The organism is Enterococcus italicus (genome assembly GCF_023743875.1).
In the GTDB taxonomy this organism is placed as follows: domain Bacteria; phylum Bacillota; class Bacilli; order Lactobacillales; family Enterococcaceae; genus Enterococcus_G; species Enterococcus_G italicus.
In genome coordinates, this window is sequence record NZ_JAMRVB010000001.1 from 334,419 (window position 1) to 355,873 (window position 21,455).

The window sequence follows — 21,455 nt, forward strand, 5'->3', positions numbered from 1 at the left end:
ATAGTGAATGGCAACAGAAATTACAATGCCTAAATTAGGGCTTACAATGACAGAAGGAACCGTCGACAATTGGGCGAAAAAAGAAGGCGATGCCGTTAGTAAAGGTGAAGTTGTATGTACAATTAGTTCTGAAAAACTAAGCTACGACATTGAATCACCAGTAGATGGAACATTGATTCAAATTTTGGTAGCAGAGGGCGATGATGCGGAATGTACTGCGCCAATCGGCTATATCGGAGAGCCAGGTGAACAAGTAAGCGGGGAGGCTTCACCAGCTGAACCTACTTCTGCTCCAGTAGAGGAAAATAAGGCAACAAGTGAGGAACCAAAAGCACAAGCGGCACCCGAAAGAAAAGCAGGTGAACGTATCTTTATTACACCATTAGCACGCAAATTAGCGGCTGAAAAAGGATTTGATATTGCCCAAATTAATGGCTCAGGTGGCAATGGTCGAATTACTCGACGCGATGTACAGCGTCATCAACCAAGTGTGGAGACTACTATTACAGCCGCACCTTCAACCGTCGGAGCTGGCTTAAAAGGTATGCGTAAGACAATCGCTGAACGTATGATGCATAGCTTACAATCTACAGCACAAGTAACCATCCAACAAAAAGCAGATATTACGAATTTATTAGCATTCAAGAAAGAATTGCAATCTAAATCGAGTGTTCCATTGAAGGATGGTCAATTAAGTATTACGACCTTGCTTTCAAAAGCAGTCATCTTGGCTTTGAAAGAAACACCAGATATGAATGCCTGGTATCAAGATGGTTCTTATGAAAAACAAGAGGCAGTTCATCTTGGGATGGCCGTTGCCGTTGCAGATGGCCTAGTTGTACCAGTCGTTGAAGACGCTGATCGAATGACGCTTACTGAATTAGGTAAGACCTTAAATAGTCGGATTACCGAAGCTCGTGATGGGTCGTTAGCTGGCAAGCATTATTCAGGTTCGACCTTTACGATCAGTAATCTTGGCAAGAGTGGAGCAGAGTACTTCACACCAATCATCAATACACCAGAAATTGGTATCTTAGGTGTTGGGTCAATGCAAAGCCAATTAGCATTTGATGAAAATCGCGAAGTAGTTGAGTTGAAGAAATTACCATTAAGCTTGACATTCGATCATCAAATCTTAGACGGTTCACCAGCTGCAGAATTTTTAGGCCGCATCATTTTCTACTTGGAAAATCCGTATAGTTTAGTATTCTAAAAGGTTTATTCGTATTTAAGGTCGTGTGTCAGAAGTTCTACTATAAGTAAAAAGACAGAAAAATCAAAAGTTGGAAAGGCAACTTCTGGTTTTTCTGTCTTTTCCATTCGAAGCATACGATACATCGTGATACGTTTTGTAACATGATGTTTCATAAAACTTTCCGATTTGTTACAGTATTTTTAAAAAAGTACGATTGTATCAACTGTTTTAGTTTTGGCACACTGTTTGCTTATTATCTAAGTGCTTCACATGTTTTGAAGGAAACGTGACGAATGAACAATGCATGGAGGAATGTCAAATGAAAGCAGCAGTATGGCATGGACAAAAAGATGTCCGTGTAGAAGATGTCGAAGTAAAGGCGTGTGAACCAGATGAAGTTCGAGTAAAAGTAGCATTTACTGGGATTTGTGGTTCAGACTTACATGAATTTTTAGAAGGGCCAATTTTTATTCCCGTTGATCAACCAGATCCATTTGCAAAAGGTCAAGCGCCTTTAACGATGGGGCATGAATTTTCTGGAACGATTGAAGAAGTTGGTTCACAAGTGAAGGATGTAAAAGTTGGCGATCGTGTAGCTATTTTTCCTACGATGTCAAATGAAGCAAAAGCTGAAGAAGTTGATTTGTATGATGGCTATAACTTTATTGGCTTGGCAAGAGATGGCGGCTTCGCTGAATATTGTACCGTTCCAGAACATTACGTGTACAAATTGCCAGATGAAATGTCTTTTGAAGAAGGAGCTTTAGTTGAACCAACAGCGGTTGCTGTACAAGCGTGTAAAGAAGGCGGCGTAAAATTTGGTGACAAAGTTGCTATTTTTGGAGCCGGCCCAATCGGATGTTTAGTGGCTGCTGCTGCCAAGGCTGCTGGTGCGGTGGATATTATCGTTTGTGATTTGTCAGAAGAACGTTTAGAAAAAGCCAAAGAATTAGGTGCGACGGTCACATTGAATTCAGGAAAAGTAAATGTTGTTGAGGAAATCCGTGCGATGACAAACGGCGGGGTCGATGTTGCTTTTGAAGTTGCGGGTGTTGAAGTAACAGTCAAACAAGCGATAGATGTTACGAAAGCACGCGGCATGATGGTCATTGTGTCTATTTTTGCTCATGAAATATCTTGGCACCCAATGCAATTGATTAACTCTGGTGTGAAAATCACTTCGACCATTGCCTATACCCGTACGACATTTGCCCAAACAATTCAAGCGATTGCAAGTGGTCAATTAGCTGTTGATCCAGTGATTACAAGAAAAATTGAATTAGAAGAAATTGTGGAAGAAGGCTTTGGTCTTTTGACTAGAGACAAATCACAATCGAAAATCTTAGTAGACATTCAAAAAGGTCGCTAATTAAAAATTAGGCCGCACAATGGCGATTGTGTGGCCACCCTACCAAAAAGATTGAAGCTGAAAAGCTCCAAGTAAAAGGTCCTGAAAATTCGAAAGTTGTTGTTCAAACTTTTGGATTTTCGGGACTTTTTGCTTGGAACTGGTGGTCCCCGTGACGATTTTAAAAGACAGATTTTTTTGTGTCTCAGGATTATGGTCGTTTGCATGATTTCTTGAATGGATACTCGTCAGTTTGCGAATGCTAAGGTGAGTCGCAAAAAAATATGCTAAACTGAAGCTATCTAGAGATAAAAAGAGGAATTATATATGTTAAAAAAAAATTCATCATTTGTTGAAGCAAGTCTTGTTTTGCTTGTTATTTTTGCTACTTTGGCGTATTTTGTCATTTTTGTGCAGATGAGTGCCTTGATCGCAGTTTTGATTGTATTGATGGTATTAACGGGATATGTCTATTGGAAAGATCGCTCGTTTGATGCAATTCATAAAGGAATGGTCGAAGGAATCCGACCAGGAATTATTCCAATTGTGATTTTTATTTTGGTGGGAGCCTTGATTGCCGTCTGGATTCAAGCGGGAATTATTCCAACCTTAATGGTTTATGGCTTTCAGACTTTGCGTATTGAATGGTTCGTGCCATCAATTTTTATTGTTTGTGCTGTGATCGGCAGTGCAGTCGGTAGTGCTTTTACCGTCATGTCAACGATTGGTATTGCTCTATTCGGTGTGGGCGTGACGCTAGGCCTTTCGCCAGCATTAGTGGTGGGAGCGATTGTGTCTGGGGCTGTTTTTGGTGATAAAATGTCGCCATTGTCTGAGTCGACGAACCTTGCTGCTGCCGTTGTCGAGGTAGATTTATTTCTTCACATTAAGCATCTTCTCTGGTCGACCGTTCCAGCTTTTTTCATCTCGTTGATCTTATTTCTGTTCTTAGGTCATACGAATGCATCAGCTAGTTTAACGACTATCGATCAAACGGTACAGCTGCTTAAAGAGAATTTTTTCATTTCTCCATGGTCATTGTTACCAATCCTTGTGATGTTTTTGTGTGCTTGGAAAAAAATACCTGCAATTGCGACAATTTTATTAAATATTGTCGTCGGGTCAGCTATGTACTTTATCCAAGTCAAAGCCGTACTATTCAAACAATTGGCTACGTTAATGAATGAAGGCTACCAATCACATACTGGCAATGTTGAAGTTGACATATTGCTAACAAGAGGTGGCATTGAGAGTATGTTACCGACCATCGCCTTAATTATTTTAGCGCTCTCTTTAGGAGGAGTGTTAATTGAAACGAACTTGATTGCGACAGTCTTAAATCGCCTGAGTCCGCTCTTTCAAAAGACTGTTTCATTGATTTTTTTCACATTAATCGCGAGTATAGGGGTAAATATATTTATTGGTGAACAATTCTTATCGGTCATTTTACCAGGAAATGCCTTGAAAGAAGTCTATGCAAAGAAAAAATTAGCCCCCGTCGTTTTAAGTCGGACATTGGAAGATGGCGGCACAGTGATCAATTATCTAGTTCCATGGGGGATTGCAGGAAGTTTTGTGGCAACCACTTTTGGCGTTCCGGTTCTGACGTATGCCCCGTTTGCTTTTTTTAGTTTGCTTTCGCCGTTATTCTCGATGGTAAGTGCTATGACCGGTATTGGTGTATCCTACCAAGAAAGGGAGTGTATCAATGAATAAACGAGTCGTTATTTTTGGTGGTAGTGGATTTGTCGGTCAAAGTATTGCTAAGCAACTGGCAACTGCTGAGTATCAGGTAATTAGTATTTCTAGAAGTGGAAAGCCTAAACAAGTTGAGCCATGGATGGAGCAAGTAACCTGGGTACGTGCGGATGTCTTTACGCCAACTGACTGGCAAGAGCACGTGAAGTCAGGGGATGTGCTGATCGATGCGATTGGTCTATTAGTTGAAAACAAAGCCAAACAACTCACTTGCCAGCGCTACCATTATGAATTAGTTAAATTAATGGTTGCTAGTCTTGGTTCGAGTCAGCCTGATTTGTTTATCTACGTATCAGCTGCTCACGGCTTGCCATTCCATCAAGGGTATCTCTACTGGAAAAAACAAGCTGAGGATTTCTTAGAAAAGCAGTCGTTTCCAGTGGCCTTCATTAAACCAAGTCTCTTGTATGGAGAGGGGCGCAAGTATTCGCGGGCGATGGCGCGAATGATTTTATTTAGTAAGAAACTACCCATCATTCAGCAAGCATTAACGCCAATCAAACCACAACCAGTCGAAAAAGTCGGTGTAGCTGTTCAGCAAGCCATTAAGCAATCTTTAAAAGGGGATAGGTATGAGTCATAAAAAATTAGCCATTCGAAAACGAATCATCGGCACGATTCCAGTTTTAGAAGTCGTTCCTCAAGAGCAAGTGTATCAAGCATTGCCGCTAGTAATTTATTACCATGGCTGGCAGACATCCAAAGAACTTGTTTTGACCCAAGCACGCAAAATAGCCAATGAAGGCGTTCGTGTAGTTCTGCCAGATGCGATGAATCACGGTGAGCGCAAAACAGACAAATCAACGATTCCGTCCTTGACCTTTTGGCAAAGTATTCATACCAATCTTTTTGAATTTGAAAGTATTGTGGCGTATTTTCAGCGACTAAATGTAACAAATGGCAAAATAGGGGTTGGTGGTGTTTCGATGGGTGGTATGACGACATGCGCATTACTGACCCATCATCCCGAAATACAGGCAGCTGCATGTATTATGGGGTCACCAGACTTACAAGCCTACAAGGATCGCTTGCAAGGTCATGCGCGGATGTTTCAACTATTTTTACCCAAAGATTACCAAGATTTGTTAGGCTGGACGGATGCCTATGACCTGGCGCAGCAGCCTCAAAAAAGAGGCAATCGTCCCTTGTTATTTTGGCACGGAACAGCGGATGAAAAAATTCCTATTAGTCATGTCGAACGATTTGTTTTACAAAATCCATCTGAACAGATCACATTTGTAAAAGAGCGTGAGAAGCATCTTGTCAAAGGGGCGACGATGGAATTAGTTGCTAGTTTCTTTAAGGAACACTTAGCTTAAAGAATAAAGAAAACATTGTATAGAAATGAACAAGCAAAAAACTCGTTTTTTTTACTTGTTTTTTTTATAATTCTTTCGTATGAATTTAAGGAGGAGACACAATATATGGACTATCGTGTTTTACTATACTACAATTATACGCACATTGAAGATCCGGAGACATTTGCTAAAACGCATTTAGCATTTTGTAAATCTCTAGGTCTGAAAGGACGTATCTTAGTAGCAAACGAAGGAATTAACGGCACAGTATCAGGAACAATCGAGGCGACAGATGCTTATATGGAGCATATGCTTGCTAACGAACGCTTTGCTGATACGATGTTTAAAATTGATGAATCAGAAGGGCATGCTTTCCGCAAAATGTTTGTCAGACCGCGTGAAGAATTGGTTGCCTTGCATTTAGAAGATGACATTGATCCCCATCAAATTACTGGGAAATATCTAGAACCGAAAGAATTTAAAGAAGCACTACTGGATGAAAATACTGTCGTAATTGATGCGCGCAATGATTATGAATTTGACTTAGGTCATTTTCGTGGCGCTGTACGCCCAGACATTCGTAACTTTCGCGAGTTACCACAATGGATTCAAGACAACAAAGAACAATTTATGGACAAACGTGTCGTAACGTATTGTACCGGTGGGATTCGTTGTGAAAAATTCTCAGGTTGGTTAGTAAAAGAAGGATTCAAAGATGTTGCTCAACTGCATGGCGGGATTGCTATGTATGGAAAAGATCCAGAAGTTCGTGGCGAGCTTTGGGATGGTAAAATGTATGTCTTTGATGATCGCATTAGTGTAGAAATCAATCACGTTGACAAACAAGTCATCGGTAAAGACTGGTTTGACGGTACGCCTTGCGAACGCTACATCAACTGTGCCAATCCAGAATGTAATCGCCAAATTTTGTGTTCTGAAGAAAATGAACACAAACATTTAGGCGCTTGCTCATATGACTGTGCAGCGAGTGGCAATAACCGCTACGTTATTAAACACAACTTATCTGCTGAAGAGCGCTCAGCTCGTTTAGCAGCGATTGCCCCAAGCATTACTGCGTAATAATTATAACTCGATTTTCAAGAGGTTCGCCTTTTGGAAGTCGAGTTTTTTCTTGTGAAGTGTTCTTTTTGGCGACATGTGCGATAATAGAGGAGAGGAGGGATTAGAGAATGAAAGAAAAGAATACGTTTCATGTGAATGGTTACCTAGGTTTAACGATTCTAGTATTGGTCTTATTTGCGGATGCGTACTTGTTTTACTTGGGTGTGGTTCAAGAAAGTGTCTGGAAAATTGTATTGAGTTTGGTCGTGACGTTGGTTGCCTTGCTTTTTATTAGCTCACTAACAATTGTGAGTCCCAATCAAGCCAAAGCGATTCTCTTTTTTGGTCAGTATTTAGGAACGATAAAATCCAATGGCCTATTTATTACGACACCATTGACACAAAAAATCAATCTTTCGCTGAAGGTGCGTAATTTCAATAGTGCTACCTTGAAAGTCAATGACTTAGATGGCAATCCGATTGAAATATCAGCGGTCGTTGTTTTTCGGGTTGTAGATACCGCCAAAGCATTGTTTGATGTCGATTATTATCAAGAGTTTGTGGAAATTCAGAGTGAAACGGCGATTCGACACATTGCTTCTCAATATCCTTATGACACGTTTAATGATGATGATCTTACATTACGAGGCAATACAAATGAAGTATCAGAAAAATTAGCTCAAGAACTTCAAGAGCGGCTACAAGTTGCGGGCGTCGAAGTGATTGAAACACGCCTCAATCATTTAGCGTACGCTACAGAAATTGCTAGTGCCATGTTGCAACGGCAGCAAGCACGAGCCATTTTATCTGCTCGCCAAACGATCGTAGAAGGTGCGGTCACGATGACACAGATGGCATTGCAACAAATCCAAGCCAATCAAGACATTGCCTTTACCGATGACCGCAAAGTTCAGCTAATCAATAATTTATTGGTATCCATTATTACAGATAAAGGTACACAGCCAGTCATCAATACTGGCGATGTCCAAAACGATCGGAGGTCAAACGAATGAGTACACTTTACATGAAGCAAAAAGTTTTTTCAGTTGGTGAGAAATTTACGGTGACAGATGAACAAGGAGGCGTGCGTTACAAAGTAAAAGGCAGCGTCTTAAAAATTCCAAAAGAATTTCGTTTACAGTCAGTCGATGGAAAACTGGTTGCCAAGATGAAAAAGAAAATCGTGGCTTTTTTTCCGACCTTTTATGTAGATATGGCTAATGGCGAAACGATTGTGATCAAAAAGCAATTTTCCTTCCTCCGTCCCAAATACAGCATTTCCATTGGTGACTTACAAGTGAATGGGGACTGGTGGGATATGTCGTTTACTGTCACGAATGGCAAAAAGCAAGTCGCAAAAATAAACAAAAAATGGATTAGCTGGGGAGATTCTTATGCCATCCAAATAAGAGATACTAGGTACGAAGATACGATTGTTGCTCTCGTTGTAGCGATTGATTACGTCAAAGCTTCAGAAAAACAAGACAGTGGCGAATAAAGAGAAAAAAGGGAGTGTGACAAAATTCTGTCACACTCCCTTACATTATAGAGATTGGCCATTGATCACCGTACATGGAAGTTTATAGAGTGCTTCAAGTTCTTTAGTAGGCGATGCGATTCGGCACAATAATAAGTCGATTAGTAACGTACTGATTTCTTCCAATGGCTGCTTTATCGTCGCAAGCTGTGGGAAGAAGTTTTGGATGAATGTTGTGCCATCATAGCCAATCAGCTTCAAGTCATCTGGTAAAGAAATCCCTAGCTCTTGGCAACAATTCCAGACTAAAATAGCGGTCAGATCATCTGTGCAAAATAAGCCGTCGAAAGATTGTTCGGATAGAATTTGTTTGACTTTTCTTTTTTTTAGAACATAAGAATGTTCGAATGAAGCAAAGGAAAATAATTGTTCATCTAACTGATGTTCACTTAAGAACGAGCGATAGCCTTGTAAACGATTGTTTGTCGGGGAGCTTGAGGCCAAACTACCAGTAATAATGGCGATTTTTCGTGCCCCTTTTTGATGCAACGCTTGAGTGGCTAAATAACCACCTTGGAAGTTATCGCTGCCGACAATTGGGATTGATGTGGCCAGCTGACGGTCAAAAGAGATAATCGGCAAATGAATCTGTTCATATTCTTGAATGCCTAAATTATGGGCACCAGCGATAATGCCATCGACCTTATTTGCGGCGAGCATTTGGAGATAGCTTCGTTCTTTTTCACTATTACTAGCGCAGTCACATAAAAGCGTTTTGTAGCCGCGCGCAAATAATTTCGTCTCCAATAAATCGACCAACTCACCAAAAAAAGGATGCGCGACTGATGGGAACAACAAACCAATCAGTTGTGTATTTTTTCCTTGGAGCGAACGAGCGGCAGCGTTGGGCTGATAATTGAGCTCTTTCATCGCCGCATGGACTTTATCAATCGTTTTTTGGCTTAGTGATCCGTAATTATTAATGACGCGCGACACAGTCGTTGGTGAGACACCTGCTCGCTTGGCAACATCCGTTAGTTTCATACCTTTGCTCCTTTAGTCGTCTAAATGAATCGAACGAAGGGACCATAGTGTGCTATTATCAGCAACACCGTCTAGTAAAATCGTCGTGTCCTCTTTCTTAGGAAAGACGCGACTAGTGCAGACTCTTTCGCCTTCATTGACAAATAATTCGCAAATCGAACCATCCACAAATAGGCGTAGCTCGATGGCAGCGTTGGGTGCCACGTTCATTGTGCGACTTGTCCCAAAGTCTGGATTTACTTGTAAGGCCATTCGTCCTCGATCTACCGTAATCATACCATTTTTTGCATCACAATGAATATCAAATCCGTAATCATGTTCAGCTGAAGCGAATAAGGTCAGGGTGCTTTCTTCATCGGCAGGAATCGTTAGTGTTAATTCATAGCAATTACTTTCTGGCTGATAGAAAACACCTTGTAGGTCACTCATAGGAAGGACTGCTTGGCGCAAAGTTTCTAACTCAGCAACTGGTTGTTGGTACAATTGGCCCTTTATAATCCGTAGTTCACGTACTAACGAGAGACAATGAGCCCAGCCTTCTTGGTCAGATGGATACGTCACATCAGGTAGACCGACCCAGCCGACACTTAGCGCTCGGCCATTTGGTGCTTGAAAAGCCTGAGTAGCGTAGACATCAAACCCTTCGTCTAGATTATGAAAATCAGAAGGGGTAATCAACGTTGCTGATTCAGGATCAAAGTCATCCGCTATGACATATAGATTCGGATAAATATTTTGATAATCAAAAGTCTGTTTGTCTAATCCTTGGGGACAAAAAATAAGCACTGGCTTGTCATCCGCAAAAACTAAATTCGGACATTCTATCATATAGCCCATTTGTTCGCTTGAAAAGTGTAATTCATTGACGAGTTCCCATTCAGTCAATGAAGTTCCTTTGTATAGTAGGACTTTTCCTTCTTTTGCGTCATTTTGGGTCCCCATCAATAAGTAATAGTTTTCTTCATAAACAAATACTTGTGGGTCACGAAAATGTTGAGTATAGCCTGTTGGTGGAGCGGGAATCAATGGCGTTGCAAGCTTTTCTACATGATAATCAGGAGTCATCCAAGCACCTAGTTGCGTGGCGTGGCGCTCCCAGTTTTTGTCACGAGCATTACCAGTGAATGCCAAGAAAAGCTTATCATCGACAGGTAGCGCCGATCCTGAATAGACACCGTGGCTATCAAAAGAGGTATCAGGCAATAAGCGTAATTGATCACGTTGCCAGTCGACTAAATTTTTTGAAGTTAAATGATACCATGATTTTAAGCCGTGCACAGGGCCAAATGGATAGGCTTGATAAAAGAGATGCCATTGCCCATCGAAATAGGAAAAGCCGTTTGGATCGTTTAATAAGCCAGTCTCTGGCTGAATATGGTAAGCAAAGCGCCAGGGAGAATCGCGCTGTTGTGTTTTTAAGTTATACAGATATTCATCCGACCAATCTTCGTAATCTTGATATCGTAAAGCATCTGTCCATTCAGTAATGTTGTTCATTCTTTCCTCCTATATAGAAACCGCATTCTTTTTCCATAAGGATAGCTTTAATTGTGCTAAATGTCAAACGAGAATCAAATTTATTATTAGATAATAAACCTTATTTAAAAGTGTTTTTAGTATTTTTTTAAAACTCAATAAAAAATAAATTGATAAACGTTTGACATTTTTTAAAAATCAGGTATCATAATGATGAAAAACGTTTTCAAAGGAGGAGTTCAAATGAATCACAAAGAAGTTGCACGGCAAGTGGCCGATGCAGTGGGCAAAGAGAATTTCGTTGCAGCAGCGCATTGTGCTACACGGTTACGTCTTGTCTTGAAAGACTCAAGCAAGGTGGATCAAAAAGCATTAGATGACAATGCAGATGTCAAAGGCACATTTGAAACAAATGGCCAGTATCAAATTATTATCGGACCTGGAGATGTGAATAAGGTCTATGAAGAACTTGTCACGATCGTAGGAGTGAAAGAGGCTTCGACTGAAGACTTAAAAGCAGTTGCACAAGAAGGAAAAAAACAAAATCCAATGATGAATTTTGTGAAAGTGCTATCAGATATCTTTGTTCCATTAATGCCAGCTTTAGTAGCCGGTGGGTTATTGATGGCAATCAACAATGTCTTAACAGCTGAAAAATTATTTGGCGCACAATCTTTGGTGCAAATGTACCCAGCAATTACCGATGTCGCCTCTATTATTAATTTATTAGCATCGGCACCATTCGCGTTCTTACCAATTTTGGTTGGTTTCTCAGCAACAAAACGTTTTGGCGGAAATCCATACCTAGGTGCTGCTATGGCGATGGCGATGGTAATGCCATCCTTAGTTAATGGCTACAATGTTGCCAATACGATTGCAGAAGGCACCATGCCTTATTGGAATGTCTTTGGTTTAAACGTAGCCCAAGCTGGTTACCAAGGATCTGTTTTACCTGTGTTAGCCGTTGCTTACATTTTAGCTACACTTGAAAAATTCTTGCATAAAAAAATTCCGACTGTCTTAGACTTTACATTCACACCAATGTTAGCAATTATTATTACTGGCTTTTTAACATTTACAGTCGTAGGTCCTGTGATGCGCGGTGTCGGCGATGGTCTGACAACGAGCTTAGTCTGGTTGTATGATACAGCTGGCCCAGTTGGTTTAGCGGTACTAGGATTATTTTATTCTCCAATCGTGATTACTGGACTACACCAAAGCTTCCCAGCAATTGAAACGACATTAATCGCTGATATTGCTAAAACAGGGGGTACATTTATCTTCCCAGTCGCATCAATGGCCAATATTGCACAAGGTGCGGCAGCGTTCGCAGTATTTTTATTAACAAAAAATGAAAAACAAAAAGCATTGGCTTCTACTGCTAGCGTATCTGCTTTATTAGGGATCACTGAGCCTGCAATTTTTGGGATCAATTTAAAATTGAAATTTCCGTTTATCTGTGCGATGATTGCATCTGGTATTGCTAGTGCCTTTATCGGTGTTTTCCATGTATTAGCAGCAGCACTAGGTTCAGCTGGTGTGATTGGATTTATTTCAATAGCTAGTGGTGGATACAAAGGCTTTGCTATTTCTGCATGTATCAGTTTTATCGTGGCATTTGTGCTAACTTATGTTTACGGTCGCAAGAAAATGAATGAACCACTTGTCGAAGCGACAGATGATGTAGCTGTCTCAATCAATTCAGCACCAACAAATGAAGCATCGGACGAAGTAATCGCTGCAGCAGTCGAAGGGGACATTGTTGATTTAAAAGAAGTAAACGATCCTGTTTTCTCTTCTGAATTAATGGGCAAAGGAATTGGCATTATCCCGACTGATAACACACTTTACGCACCTGTTAGTGGGGTACTATCGGTTGTCTATGAAACAAAACATGCTTTTGGTATTCAATCAAACGATGGAGCTGAAGTATTGTTGCACATCGGTATTGATACAGTTAATCTTGAAGGTGCACATTTTTCTTCTGATCGTAAACAAGGAGAAGTTGTGAAGCAAGGTGATGTATTAGGAACATTTGATCGTCAAAAAATTGCTGAAGCTGGCTACGATACGACAGTGATGCAAATTGTTACGAATACACCGAATTACTCTGAGGTTGCTGTCGTAACTGATGGACACGTATCTCATAAGGATGCAGTTTTAGCATTGACGAAAGCAACTGAAAAAGGCAACTAAGTTTAAAAGAAAGAAGGACAGTTACGTGTTATATGGATCTATCGAAGCAGGAGGAACAAAATTTGTTTGTGCAGTAGGGAATGAAGACTTGGAGATTTTGCATCGCGAAAGTTTTCCAACAACGGTTCCTGCAGAAACAATGGCAAAGGTGATAGCTTTCTTCAAAAAATTTGAAACAGAGCTTGTCGGAATTGGGATTGGATCATTTGGACCAATTGATATTCATGAAGAATCACCAACTTACGGATACATTACCTCTACGCCTAAACTCGCTTGGCAAAATTATGATTTTGTGGGCGCAATGAAGAAGGAATTTTCTGTACCAGTTGCTTGGACGACTGACGTAAATGCTGCTGCATACGGTGAATATGTTTTTGGCCATGGCAAAGGCTTAGATAGCGTTGTGTATTATACAATCGGTACAGGAGTTGGTGGCGGAGCAATCCAAAAAGGCCAATTTGTAGAAGGCTTTAGTCACCCGGAGATGGGCCATATGCTTATCGTTCCTCATGAAGATGATTCATATAAAGGCAATTGTCCTTTCCATGGCAATTGTTTAGAAGGGATGGCTGCTGGTCCAGCAATCGAAAAACGTCTAGGCAAAAAAGGAGCCGATGTCCCAGAATCAGATCCTTTTTGGACAATTGAAGCAGATTACATCGCTCAATGCGTGTACAATACAACCTTGATGCTTTCACCTGATGTAATTATCCTAGGTGGTGGTGTAATGAAACAACAACACATGGTCAAAAAAGTACACGAAGCCTTTACGAATTTGATGAAAGGCTATGTAAAAACACCATCATTGGATGAGTACATTGTTACTCCGGCTTTGGAAGACAACGCGGGTACGATGGGTTGCTTAGCTCTGGCAAGAAAAGTCACTCTTTCAGCATAATGAATAAGAAAAAGAAGTTTTCTTCGGAAAACTTCTTTTTTTGTTTGATGAAAGCTTTCTAATGCTTTCTTAATTTGATATAATTGTTTTCACATATAAGAAAAGGAGCGAACAATGATATGACTGTTTATAATTTTTCAGCTGGTCCAGCCGTTTTGCCAACAAAAGTATTGGAGCAAGCACAATCTTCCTTAGTGGATTACCAAGGAAGTGGCATGTCCATTTTGGAGCTGAGTCATCGATCCTCCTTATTCTTAGCGATTATTGACGAGTGCGAGCAATTATTACGTGAATTAATGAAAATACCTGAAAATTACCGTGTGCTTTTCATGCAAGGAGGGGCAAGCCTACAATTTTCGATGTTGCCTCTAAACGTTGCCCGAGGGAAAAAAGCACTATACGTGAACACAGGTGCTTGGGCTAAAAAGGCCATTGCGGCTGCCAAAAAAGTACCTAATGTGACAGTAGAAGTCGTAGCATCAAGCGAAGATGACTCATTTACATCGGTTCCGACTATCGCAGAATTGGATCCAGAGGCAGCTTATGTCCATATCACGACCAACGAAACAATCGGCGGCGTTTCTTACCATCAGATTCCAGATACAGGCAATGTACCGCTTGTGGCAGATATGTCGTCTAATTTTTTAAGCAATGACTACCAGGTAGAAGATTTTGCAATGATTTACGCAGGAGCGCAAAAAAACTTAGGACCGGCTGGCTTGACGGTCGTAATTATACGTGAAGATTTCTTAAATACGGAAGAAGTCTTTGCGCCGATGCTTGATTATCGAGTGCAAGCAGACAATCAATCCATGTACAATACACCACCGACTTTTGCAATTTATGTGGCGAAATTAGTTCTTGAATGGGTCAAAGAGTTAGGCGGAGTAGCTGAAGTTGTGAAGCGAAACGAAGAAAAAGCGTCATTGTTATACGACGCGATTGACCAATCACAGCTTTTTTCAAGTCCGGTCGCAAAAGAAGCTCGTTCATTGACCAATATTCCCTTTGTGACTGGTCAAGCAGAACTAGATAAATTTTTTATTCAACAAGCGGCTACTGCTGGATTTGAAAACATTAAAGGACATCGCTCAGTGGGTGGGATGCGCGCAAGTATTTACAATGCATTCCCGTTAGAAGGCGTTACCGCACTGGTAGCTTTTATGCAAGCATTCGAACAAGAACAGGGGGACAAGTAAATGTTTCAAGTAAAAACATTTAACGCCATCGCACCAGAAGGAATGGAGCGCTTTGAAAAAGAACGATATGCCATCAATGAAAGTGATACGCCGGATGGTATTATTTTAAGAAGCCAAAAGCTGCATGATTACGACTTTCCAAAGAGTATCTTAGCAGTTGCGCGTGCGGGGGCGGGAACGAATAATATCCCTGTCGCTGAATGCACTGAAAAAGGAATCGTCGTTTTTAATACGCCGGGAGCAAATGCCAATGCGGTCAAAGAACTAGTGTTAGCCAGCTTGCTGTTAAACGTTAGGCCTATTTTACAAAGTGTGCAGTGGCTGGAACAACAAACAGGACCGAATCTTGAAGAACAAGTCGAAGCCAATAAAAAGCAATTTGCTGGACATGAATTAGTCGGGAAAAAATTAGGTGTGATTGGTTTAGGATCAATTGGGGCGATGATTGCAAACGATGCCTATCGTCTCGGTATGGAAGTTATTGGGTATGATCCGTATGTCTCCGTCGATACGGCTTGGAGTATCTCGCGTCGTGTCAAGCGTGCACAAGAAATGGCCGAAATTTTGACCACTTGTGACTTTATCACGATTCATGTGCCATTACTAGATTCGACGAAAAATTTAATTAGCACCAAGGAATTAGCGATGATGAAACCATCAGCACGCCTATTTAATTTTTCGCGCGGTGAAATCGTCGACACACAAGCAGTCATTCAAGCCGTTGAGACCAAAGAAATTGCAGGCTTTACGACGGATTTTGCACAAGAACAATTATTGCATCATCCTGATGTTTTGGTATTGCCGCATTTGGGGGCTTCGACAGAGGAAGCAGAAATTAATTGTGCAAAAATGGCGGCGCGGACATTGAAGCGCTACTTAGAAACAGGTGTCATCAAATATTCCGTGAATTTCCCGACAGTCGACATGTCATTTCGTTCACCTAATCGTCTGACAGTCATTCATCAAAATGTGCCGAACATGCTAGGAACCATTTCTTCGACGATTGCTGAATTTGGCATTAATATCGACAACATGGTCAATCGTGGGCGTGATCAATTCGCCTATACCTTAGTTGACGTCGCCGAGAAGGACGCGGCTAAATTACAAAAAGTAGCGGACAAATTGACAGAAACAGAGTCAATTGTCAGAGTTCGTGTTATTCAAAATCCGGAGGTGCTGAGCTAATGGTCAAGGTAAATCCTTTTTCGGCCATCCATCCCCGAGCGGACTTGGCTGAACAAATTGCCGTATTACCCTATGATGTAGTTGATTCAAAAGAAGCGGCCGCTTTTGCAGAGGGGAATCCCTACAGTTATTTTCGCATTGATCGTTCTGAAATCGAGCTACCAGAGCTTGCCTCACCGTATGATCCAAAAGTCTATGAAAAAGCCGCGGCGAATTTGCAAAAGTTTTTAGCTGAAGGGTGGTTTGTCGAAGACGGTGAGCCGACGTATTACCTATATGAATTGACGATGAACGGACGTAGCCAAACAGGAATCGTGGCGACGACCTCGATTCAAGAATATTTGGATGGGAAAATTAAGAAGCATGAATTTACCCGCCCGGAAAAAGAACAAGACCGAATGAACCATATTCGTACATGTGACGCAGATACTAGCCCGATCTTTCTGTGCTACCGGCAGCAGCAAGCAATCAAGAAGCTAGTGGATCAGTGGAAAGAGACACACCCTGTATTTTGTGAGTTCAGTCATATGTATGATGTTCACCATCGCGTGTGGCAAATCAAAGACGAGGCTGTCATTTCGGCGTTGCAAGAAGCATTTGAGCACGTACCGGCGCTCTATATCGCTGATGGTCATCATCGAACCGAGTCTGCAGTAAAAGTCGGCTTGGAAAAACGGGCAGCTCATACCGCTACTCCTGAGAGTGAACAATTTTTATCGATTTTATTTCCTGATGAAGAGTTGGCTATCTATGAATACAACCGAGTCATTAACGTCTCAGTACCAAGTGATTTCTTAGCACAGCTGGCGCCAGTGTTCACTGTCGAAAAAAGCTCGTACCAAAAACCACAGCAAAAAGGGCAATTTAATCTGTATTTTGACAATCAGTGGTACCATCTGACGGCCAAAGTAGCTATTCAGTCCGATGATCCTGTCGCAGGGCTAGACGTTTCGCTCTTGCAAGAGCATGTCATTGCACCAATTTTTGGCATCACCGATGTTCGAACAGACAAACGAATTGATTTTGTGGGCGGTATTCGTGGAGCTGGAGAACTTGTAAAGCGAGTGGATTCTGGAGAGTGGCAAATAGCTGTTGAGTTGTATCCGACACAAATGGCCGATCTATTGAACGTAGCTGATGCGAATCAAATTATGCCACCAAAATCAACATGGTTTGAACCAAAATTATTAAGTGGACTTTTTTTGTATGATTTAAAAACCAAAAAATAAAAAAAGAGGTTGTGACAACTGCGTTTAGCTCCAAGCAAAAAGATCAGAAATTCCAAAAATTGTATTTCAAATTTTTGAATTTTTGACTTATTGCCGAGAGAGCTGCAGTTGGAACACCGTTTAAAGAGAAGGAAACAGCTGCGTTTAGCTCCGAGCAATACGATCAGAAATTCCAAAAAATTGTATTTTAAATTTTTGACTTATTGTTGATAAAGTTGCAAGCAAAGAACCAGACGATCCCAAAGTTCGAGCATTTAGGATTGTCTGGTTCTTTTTGTTTATAAATAAACCATCTCTTTATTCTGCACGTAAGGCGATAGCGGCATCTTTTTTAGCAGCCATGCGGGCAGGAATGTGACCTCCTAGCATTGTCAAGACGGTACTGATTACTATCAGGATGCCAGCGTGGACAGGATTTAACTGTGCCACGTTTTTTAAGTCCGTTAAGTTTTGTAACAAATGATTGATGGGGAATGTCGCAGCGTAAGCAATGGCTACACCTAAAACCCCCGAGCTGACACCTAAAATTGCTGTCTCCGCATCAAAAACGCGAGTGATGTCTTTTTTACGTGCACCAAGCGCTTTTAGAACACCGATTTCTTTGGTACGTTCTAGCACGGAAGTATACGTCAAAATTCCAATCATAATCATACTAGTTACTAATGAAATACCTGCAAATGCTACGAGCACATAGGTGATGGCATCCATCAATCCACCTGTTAACTGAGTCATCGTACCAGCTAAATCAGTATAAAGAACTTGATTGGCTTTGCTCTTGCCTTTGTTATACGCATCTAAGTAGGACAATACCTTTTCTTTTGATTTAAAGTTATTCGGGTAGATATAAATATTGCTTGGTGTAGCGTCTGCACCGAGATACGTCAATAAAGTTTTTTTGGAGTCGCTTGTTAGTGTTTCGCCAGTCAAGACATTGGTTGATTGGTTGTTTTGAGCAGTCACGATGGCAGACTGCTTGTTTTCAGTGATGACAGCCTGTGTCAGACTATCACTATAAGCAATCCCTGTTGCCAATAGATCCATCGTCGAAGAGCTTTTGGCTTTTAAAATGCCGACGATAGTGACGGTTTGATTGGCGTCGTTCTCATAGACGGCTGTTAAATCTTGATTGGGAAGAAAATTTCCAGTTGGTAATGTTTGATAATAGTTATCGTTGGCGACGAGTTTCATAGTCGTGCCTACAATGTCGCTGTATGGAACAGCTGCCCCACTTTTTAGATCAAAGCCTAAGTTGTTTAAGGCGTTGATATTGGTGGTGCCGTCTTGGTCAACGATAAGAACAAGATCAGTGGCTTTTGTCGGGTAGCTACCGTCGACTAGCTGATAGTTTTCTTTTAAAAAATTACTTTTTGAATCGTCTAATTGATCAGGAAAGACAGATACGCCGACTCCTGTCGAACTCGCAAAGGATGTGCTCGGTGTTTGCTCTGTTTTTTGATTCGATAAGCGAACTTGCTCGACTGTGCCATTGACTTCGCGTAATAAATTTAGGTTTGTAATCCGACTGTAGCCGATATTATTGCTCCACTCAGGATTAATCTTTTTTACATAGGCTAAATAATCTGCATCTAAGTTATTTGTATGAGTGGCAAGGTCTTGAGAACTTGTTTCGGCAAGAACGGTCTGTTCTTTTGCTTTCGTTGTGCTCGTATCGTTGGCTAATTCACTATTATCCGTAGTAATTTGAGAAATGGTCACCGGAAATTTTGCCAGTGTTTCGGCCTGCGTTTGATCGATTTGCTTTTGGAACCCGTTGGATAGCGATAGGACGATAGCAATCCCAATAATCCCGATACTTGAAGCAAATGAGGTCAAAAAAGTCCGCCCTTTCTTGGTGCGAATATTAGTAAAGGACAGTCTTAGTGCGGTGAGAAAGGACATCTTGGTATGCGTCAGTTGAAAGGTATCATCGACTTGATTTTCTTCAAATGGATGCGAGTCCGTCATAATCTTGCCGTCAGAAAACTCGATGATGCGATCAGCATAGCGATGAGCAAGCTCGGGGTTGTGGGTAACCATAATGACCAGCTTTTCGCGAGATAGTTCTTTAATTAGTTCCATGATTTGCACGCTCGTCTCAGAGTCAAGCGCGCCGGTCGGTTCATCGCATAGCAGTATTTCTGGATTGTTAGCCAGTGCTCTGGCGATTGCTACACGCTGCATTTGGCCACCGGACAGTTGATTGGGCCGCTTGTGTAAATGCTCCTTCAACCCGACTCGTTCCAAGGCATTCATTGCTTGATTCCGACGCTCGTCTTTTGAAAGCCCACTTAGCGTCATACCCAGTTCGACATTGTCAAGAATCCCTTGGTGACCAATCAGGTTATAGCTTTGAAAAACAAAACCAATCGAATTGTTGCGATAGGCATCCCAGTCATTCGCTTTAAAGTGCTTTGTTGATTGGCCATTAATAATTAAATCCCCTTCATCGTATTGATCCAGGCCACCGATGACATTTAATAGCGTCGTCTTTCCTGAACCACTAGGACCAAGGATGGCAACAAATTCTTGCTTACGAAACGATACGCTGACACCATCGAGCGCTTTGGTTACAGTTGTGCCAACAGTGTAGTACTTTTTTAATTGCTTTAAAGTTAGCATGAGTTAGTCTCCTTTAGTTGTAACATAAACATATTGTAGCGAACCTCACTACGTATTGCAAAAATCCAAATAAGGATGAGACAGAATTCGTCAGCTGCAAGCAAAAAGACCAGAAAAATCAAAGTTGTTTTTAAATAACTTCTGAATTTTCTGGTCTTTTTTCGTAATTTCTACTGTAATTTTTAAAAAGTTGGCAGCATTAACTATCTATATCATATTCCTTTTTTATACTCTTATTCAAAAGAACATGGTTTAAAACTGAACATGTGAATGCGAAATAGTAGAATAAATGGACTGAATTGCTGACATTTGAAGTTGATTGTTTTTTTCATTTGACATAAGAATTACAGCAGTGTGGGCATTTTTATCAAAAAGTGCTAATGTTTGTTGGTCAGCGATTTCACCTCTTGAACGAAAGTAAGTTGGATGAACATATAGTCCACCTGAATAGTACTCACCTTTAAATGGTCGATAAAGTTCTGTTGAAACTTTTTCTGAGAAAAATGTCTGGTTCATCAAACTACGATAGTACCAATACAAGTCTCCAATCGACATATCAATACTGCCTGTTCCAATTTCACGTGCATAAGTATTGAGTGGTGGATAAATGACTTTTGCATAATCTTTTTGATTAATGAGCTGATAGGAAGTCGTATGATTGGCACGCTGAAACCAATCGGTATAGTTGTTGGTGTGATCCAATCCTCCTGGTCGTAATAGCTGATTCTTAACGACATTCCAATAGGGTTGATTGGTAAGTTTTTCAATCACACCGGCAAGTAAATTATAATTAATTGGCGCATAATGAAATATTCCTGTGTGTGTACCATATGCTTGATGAATATACTCGTCAAGAAGAACCTGTTCGTTGGTCGAATCAGAAGGAACAGAGCGAATCGTTAGCCCGCTAACCATGTTGAGCATCTGTTTTATCGTGATTTGCTCGCTACCAGATATATTTGGAAAAAACTGAGCGAGTTTTGTTTGGAAAGAAAGCTTATTTGCTTCAATTAATTGCGCGATGAGTGAAGCTGTTATGCTTTTTTGAATAGAACCAATTTGGAAATGTGAATGAACTGTATTTTTTTTGTGTGCTGCTTGATTACTATAGCCATAGCCTTTTTCTAAGATAATCTGATCGTTTTTTACAATTAAGGCTGTACCGATAAATTTTTTGGTCGTTAATAGTTTATCAAAAGAGTTGGCTGATTGGAAATCAACAACTGTTTTTTGTAAATTTTCATAGTTCGAAGCTGGTAAGGCTGTCATTACTATCGCTTGCTTTTTTGTTGGATGGGAAGATTGCTTTGATAGATAGACAGTTCCACTCAATGCTATGAATAATACGAATATCAGACACAAAGATCGTTTTATTAGTTGTTTTCTTTGCTTTTTTAACCGTTTTTCTTTTCTTGAATACATACCCATCTTCCTCTCTAAGATGATTGTAATAAGAATGGATATCATAACA

At 40.8% G+C, this 21,455-nt stretch carries 17 protein-coding genes; 13 read left to right on the forward strand and 4 right to left on the reverse strand.

The genetic code is table 11. From position 1 onward, the window contains the following. Window positions 1-7 precede the first annotated feature (7 nt). The 8 genes from NE257_RS01575 (at window position 8) to NE257_RS01610 (ending at window position 8,159) form a co-directional block, all read left to right on the forward strand. Complete coding sequence (locus NE257_RS01575; RefSeq protein WP_251885641.1) at window positions 8-1,213, forward strand: dihydrolipoamide acetyltransferase family protein; 1,206 nt, start codon at window positions 8-10, stop codon at window positions 1,211-1,213. A gap of 301 nt (window positions 1,214-1,514) precedes the next feature. Further along, on the forward strand, window positions 1,515-2,564 hold the full coding sequence (locus tag NE257_RS01580) for a 2,3-butanediol dehydrogenase (protein ID WP_251855108.1): 1,050 nt from the start codon (window positions 1,515-1,517) through the stop codon (window positions 2,562-2,564). A gap of 306 nt (window positions 2,565-2,870) precedes the next feature. Continuing rightward, entirely contained in the window at window positions 2,871-4,259 is a 1,389-nt protein-coding gene (nhaC, locus tag NE257_RS01585) for a Na+/H+ antiporter NhaC (RefSeq protein ID WP_251885642.1), read from the forward strand. Next, complete coding sequence (locus NE257_RS01590) at window positions 4,252-4,884, forward strand: SDR family oxidoreductase (RefSeq protein WP_251885643.1); 633 nt, start codon at window positions 4,252-4,254, stop codon at window positions 4,882-4,884. The genes nhaC and NE257_RS01590 overlap by 8 nt, the downstream gene beginning before the upstream one ends. Beyond that, window positions 4,874-5,620 (forward strand): alpha/beta fold hydrolase, encoded by a 747-nt coding sequence (locus tag NE257_RS01595; protein WP_251851178.1) that lies wholly within the window; start codon window positions 4,874-4,876, stop codon window positions 5,618-5,620. Before NE257_RS01590 ends, NE257_RS01595 begins: the two co-directional genes overlap by 11 nt. 105 nt (window positions 5,621-5,725) lie before the next feature. After that, on the forward strand, window positions 5,726-6,679 hold the full coding sequence (trhO, locus tag NE257_RS01600) for an oxygen-dependent tRNA uridine(34) hydroxylase TrhO (protein ID WP_251885644.1): 954 nt from the start codon (window positions 5,726-5,728) through the stop codon (window positions 6,677-6,679). 110 nt (window positions 6,680-6,789) lie between these two features. Next, complete coding sequence (locus NE257_RS01605; protein ID WP_251869482.1) at window positions 6,790-7,674, forward strand: SPFH domain-containing protein; 885 nt, start codon at window positions 6,790-6,792, stop codon at window positions 7,672-7,674. Further along, window positions 7,671-8,159, forward strand: a complete 489-nt coding sequence (locus tag NE257_RS01610; protein WP_251885645.1) for an LURP-one-related/scramblase family protein — start codon at window positions 7,671-7,673, stop codon at window positions 8,157-8,159. Before NE257_RS01605 ends, NE257_RS01610 begins: the two co-directional genes overlap by 4 nt. Window positions 8,160-8,204: 45 nt before the next feature. Here the strand turns inward: NE257_RS01610 and NE257_RS01615 are convergent, their stop codons facing one another. Together NE257_RS01615 and NE257_RS01620 are read right to left on the reverse strand one after the other, a co-directional pair. Then, entirely contained in the window at window positions 8,205-9,182 is a 978-nt protein-coding gene (locus NE257_RS01615; protein ID WP_251885646.1) for a LacI family DNA-binding transcriptional regulator, read from the reverse strand. A gap of 12 nt (window positions 9,183-9,194) precedes the next feature. Then, complete coding sequence (locus tag NE257_RS01620) at window positions 9,195-10,679, reverse strand: sucrose-6-phosphate hydrolase (RefSeq protein ID WP_251885647.1); 1,485 nt, start codon at window positions 10,677-10,679, stop codon at window positions 9,195-9,197. Between the two features lie 222 nt (window positions 10,680-10,901). On the opposite strand from NE257_RS01620, the gene NE257_RS01625 reads away from it, so the two are divergent. The 5 genes from NE257_RS01625 (at window position 10,902) to NE257_RS01645 (ending at window position 17,365) form a co-directional block, all read left to right on the forward strand. Then, a complete protein-coding gene (locus tag NE257_RS01625; RefSeq protein WP_251885648.1) occupies window positions 10,902-12,854 on the forward strand; it encodes a sucrose-specific PTS transporter subunit IIBC in 1,953 nt (650 codons plus the stop codon). A 25-nt stretch (window positions 12,855-12,879) separates the two neighbouring features. Then, a complete protein-coding gene (gene scrK / locus NE257_RS01630; protein WP_251851181.1) occupies window positions 12,880-13,752 on the forward strand; it encodes a fructokinase ScrK in 873 nt (290 codons plus the stop codon). Window positions 13,753-13,871: 119 nt separating this feature from the next. Further along, entirely contained in the window at window positions 13,872-14,951 is a 1,080-nt protein-coding gene (gene serC / locus NE257_RS01635) for a 3-phosphoserine/phosphohydroxythreonine transaminase (protein ID WP_251885649.1), read from the forward strand. Beyond that, complete coding sequence (locus NE257_RS01640; protein ID WP_251885650.1) at window positions 14,952-16,136, forward strand: phosphoglycerate dehydrogenase; 1,185 nt, start codon at window positions 14,952-14,954, stop codon at window positions 16,134-16,136. Further along, complete coding sequence (locus NE257_RS01645; protein ID WP_251885651.1) at window positions 16,136-17,365, forward strand: DUF1015 domain-containing protein; 1,230 nt, start codon at window positions 16,136-16,138, stop codon at window positions 17,363-17,365. Before NE257_RS01640 ends, NE257_RS01645 begins: the two co-directional genes overlap by 1 nt. Window positions 17,366-17,662: 297 nt before the next feature. Here NE257_RS01645 and NE257_RS01650 read toward each other — a convergent pair whose 3' ends face one another. Both NE257_RS01650 and NE257_RS01655 read right to left on the reverse strand, forming a co-directional pair. Beyond that, window positions 17,663-19,984: an ABC transporter ATP-binding protein/permease gene (locus tag NE257_RS01650; RefSeq protein ID WP_251885652.1), complete on the reverse strand. Its 2,322-nt coding sequence runs from the start codon at window positions 19,982-19,984 to the stop codon at window positions 17,663-17,665. Between the two features lie 252 nt (window positions 19,985-20,236). Further along, complete coding sequence (locus NE257_RS01655) at window positions 20,237-21,406, reverse strand: serine hydrolase domain-containing protein (protein ID WP_251885653.1); 1,170 nt, start codon at window positions 21,404-21,406, stop codon at window positions 20,237-20,239. Window positions 21,407-21,455 lie beyond the last annotated feature (49 nt).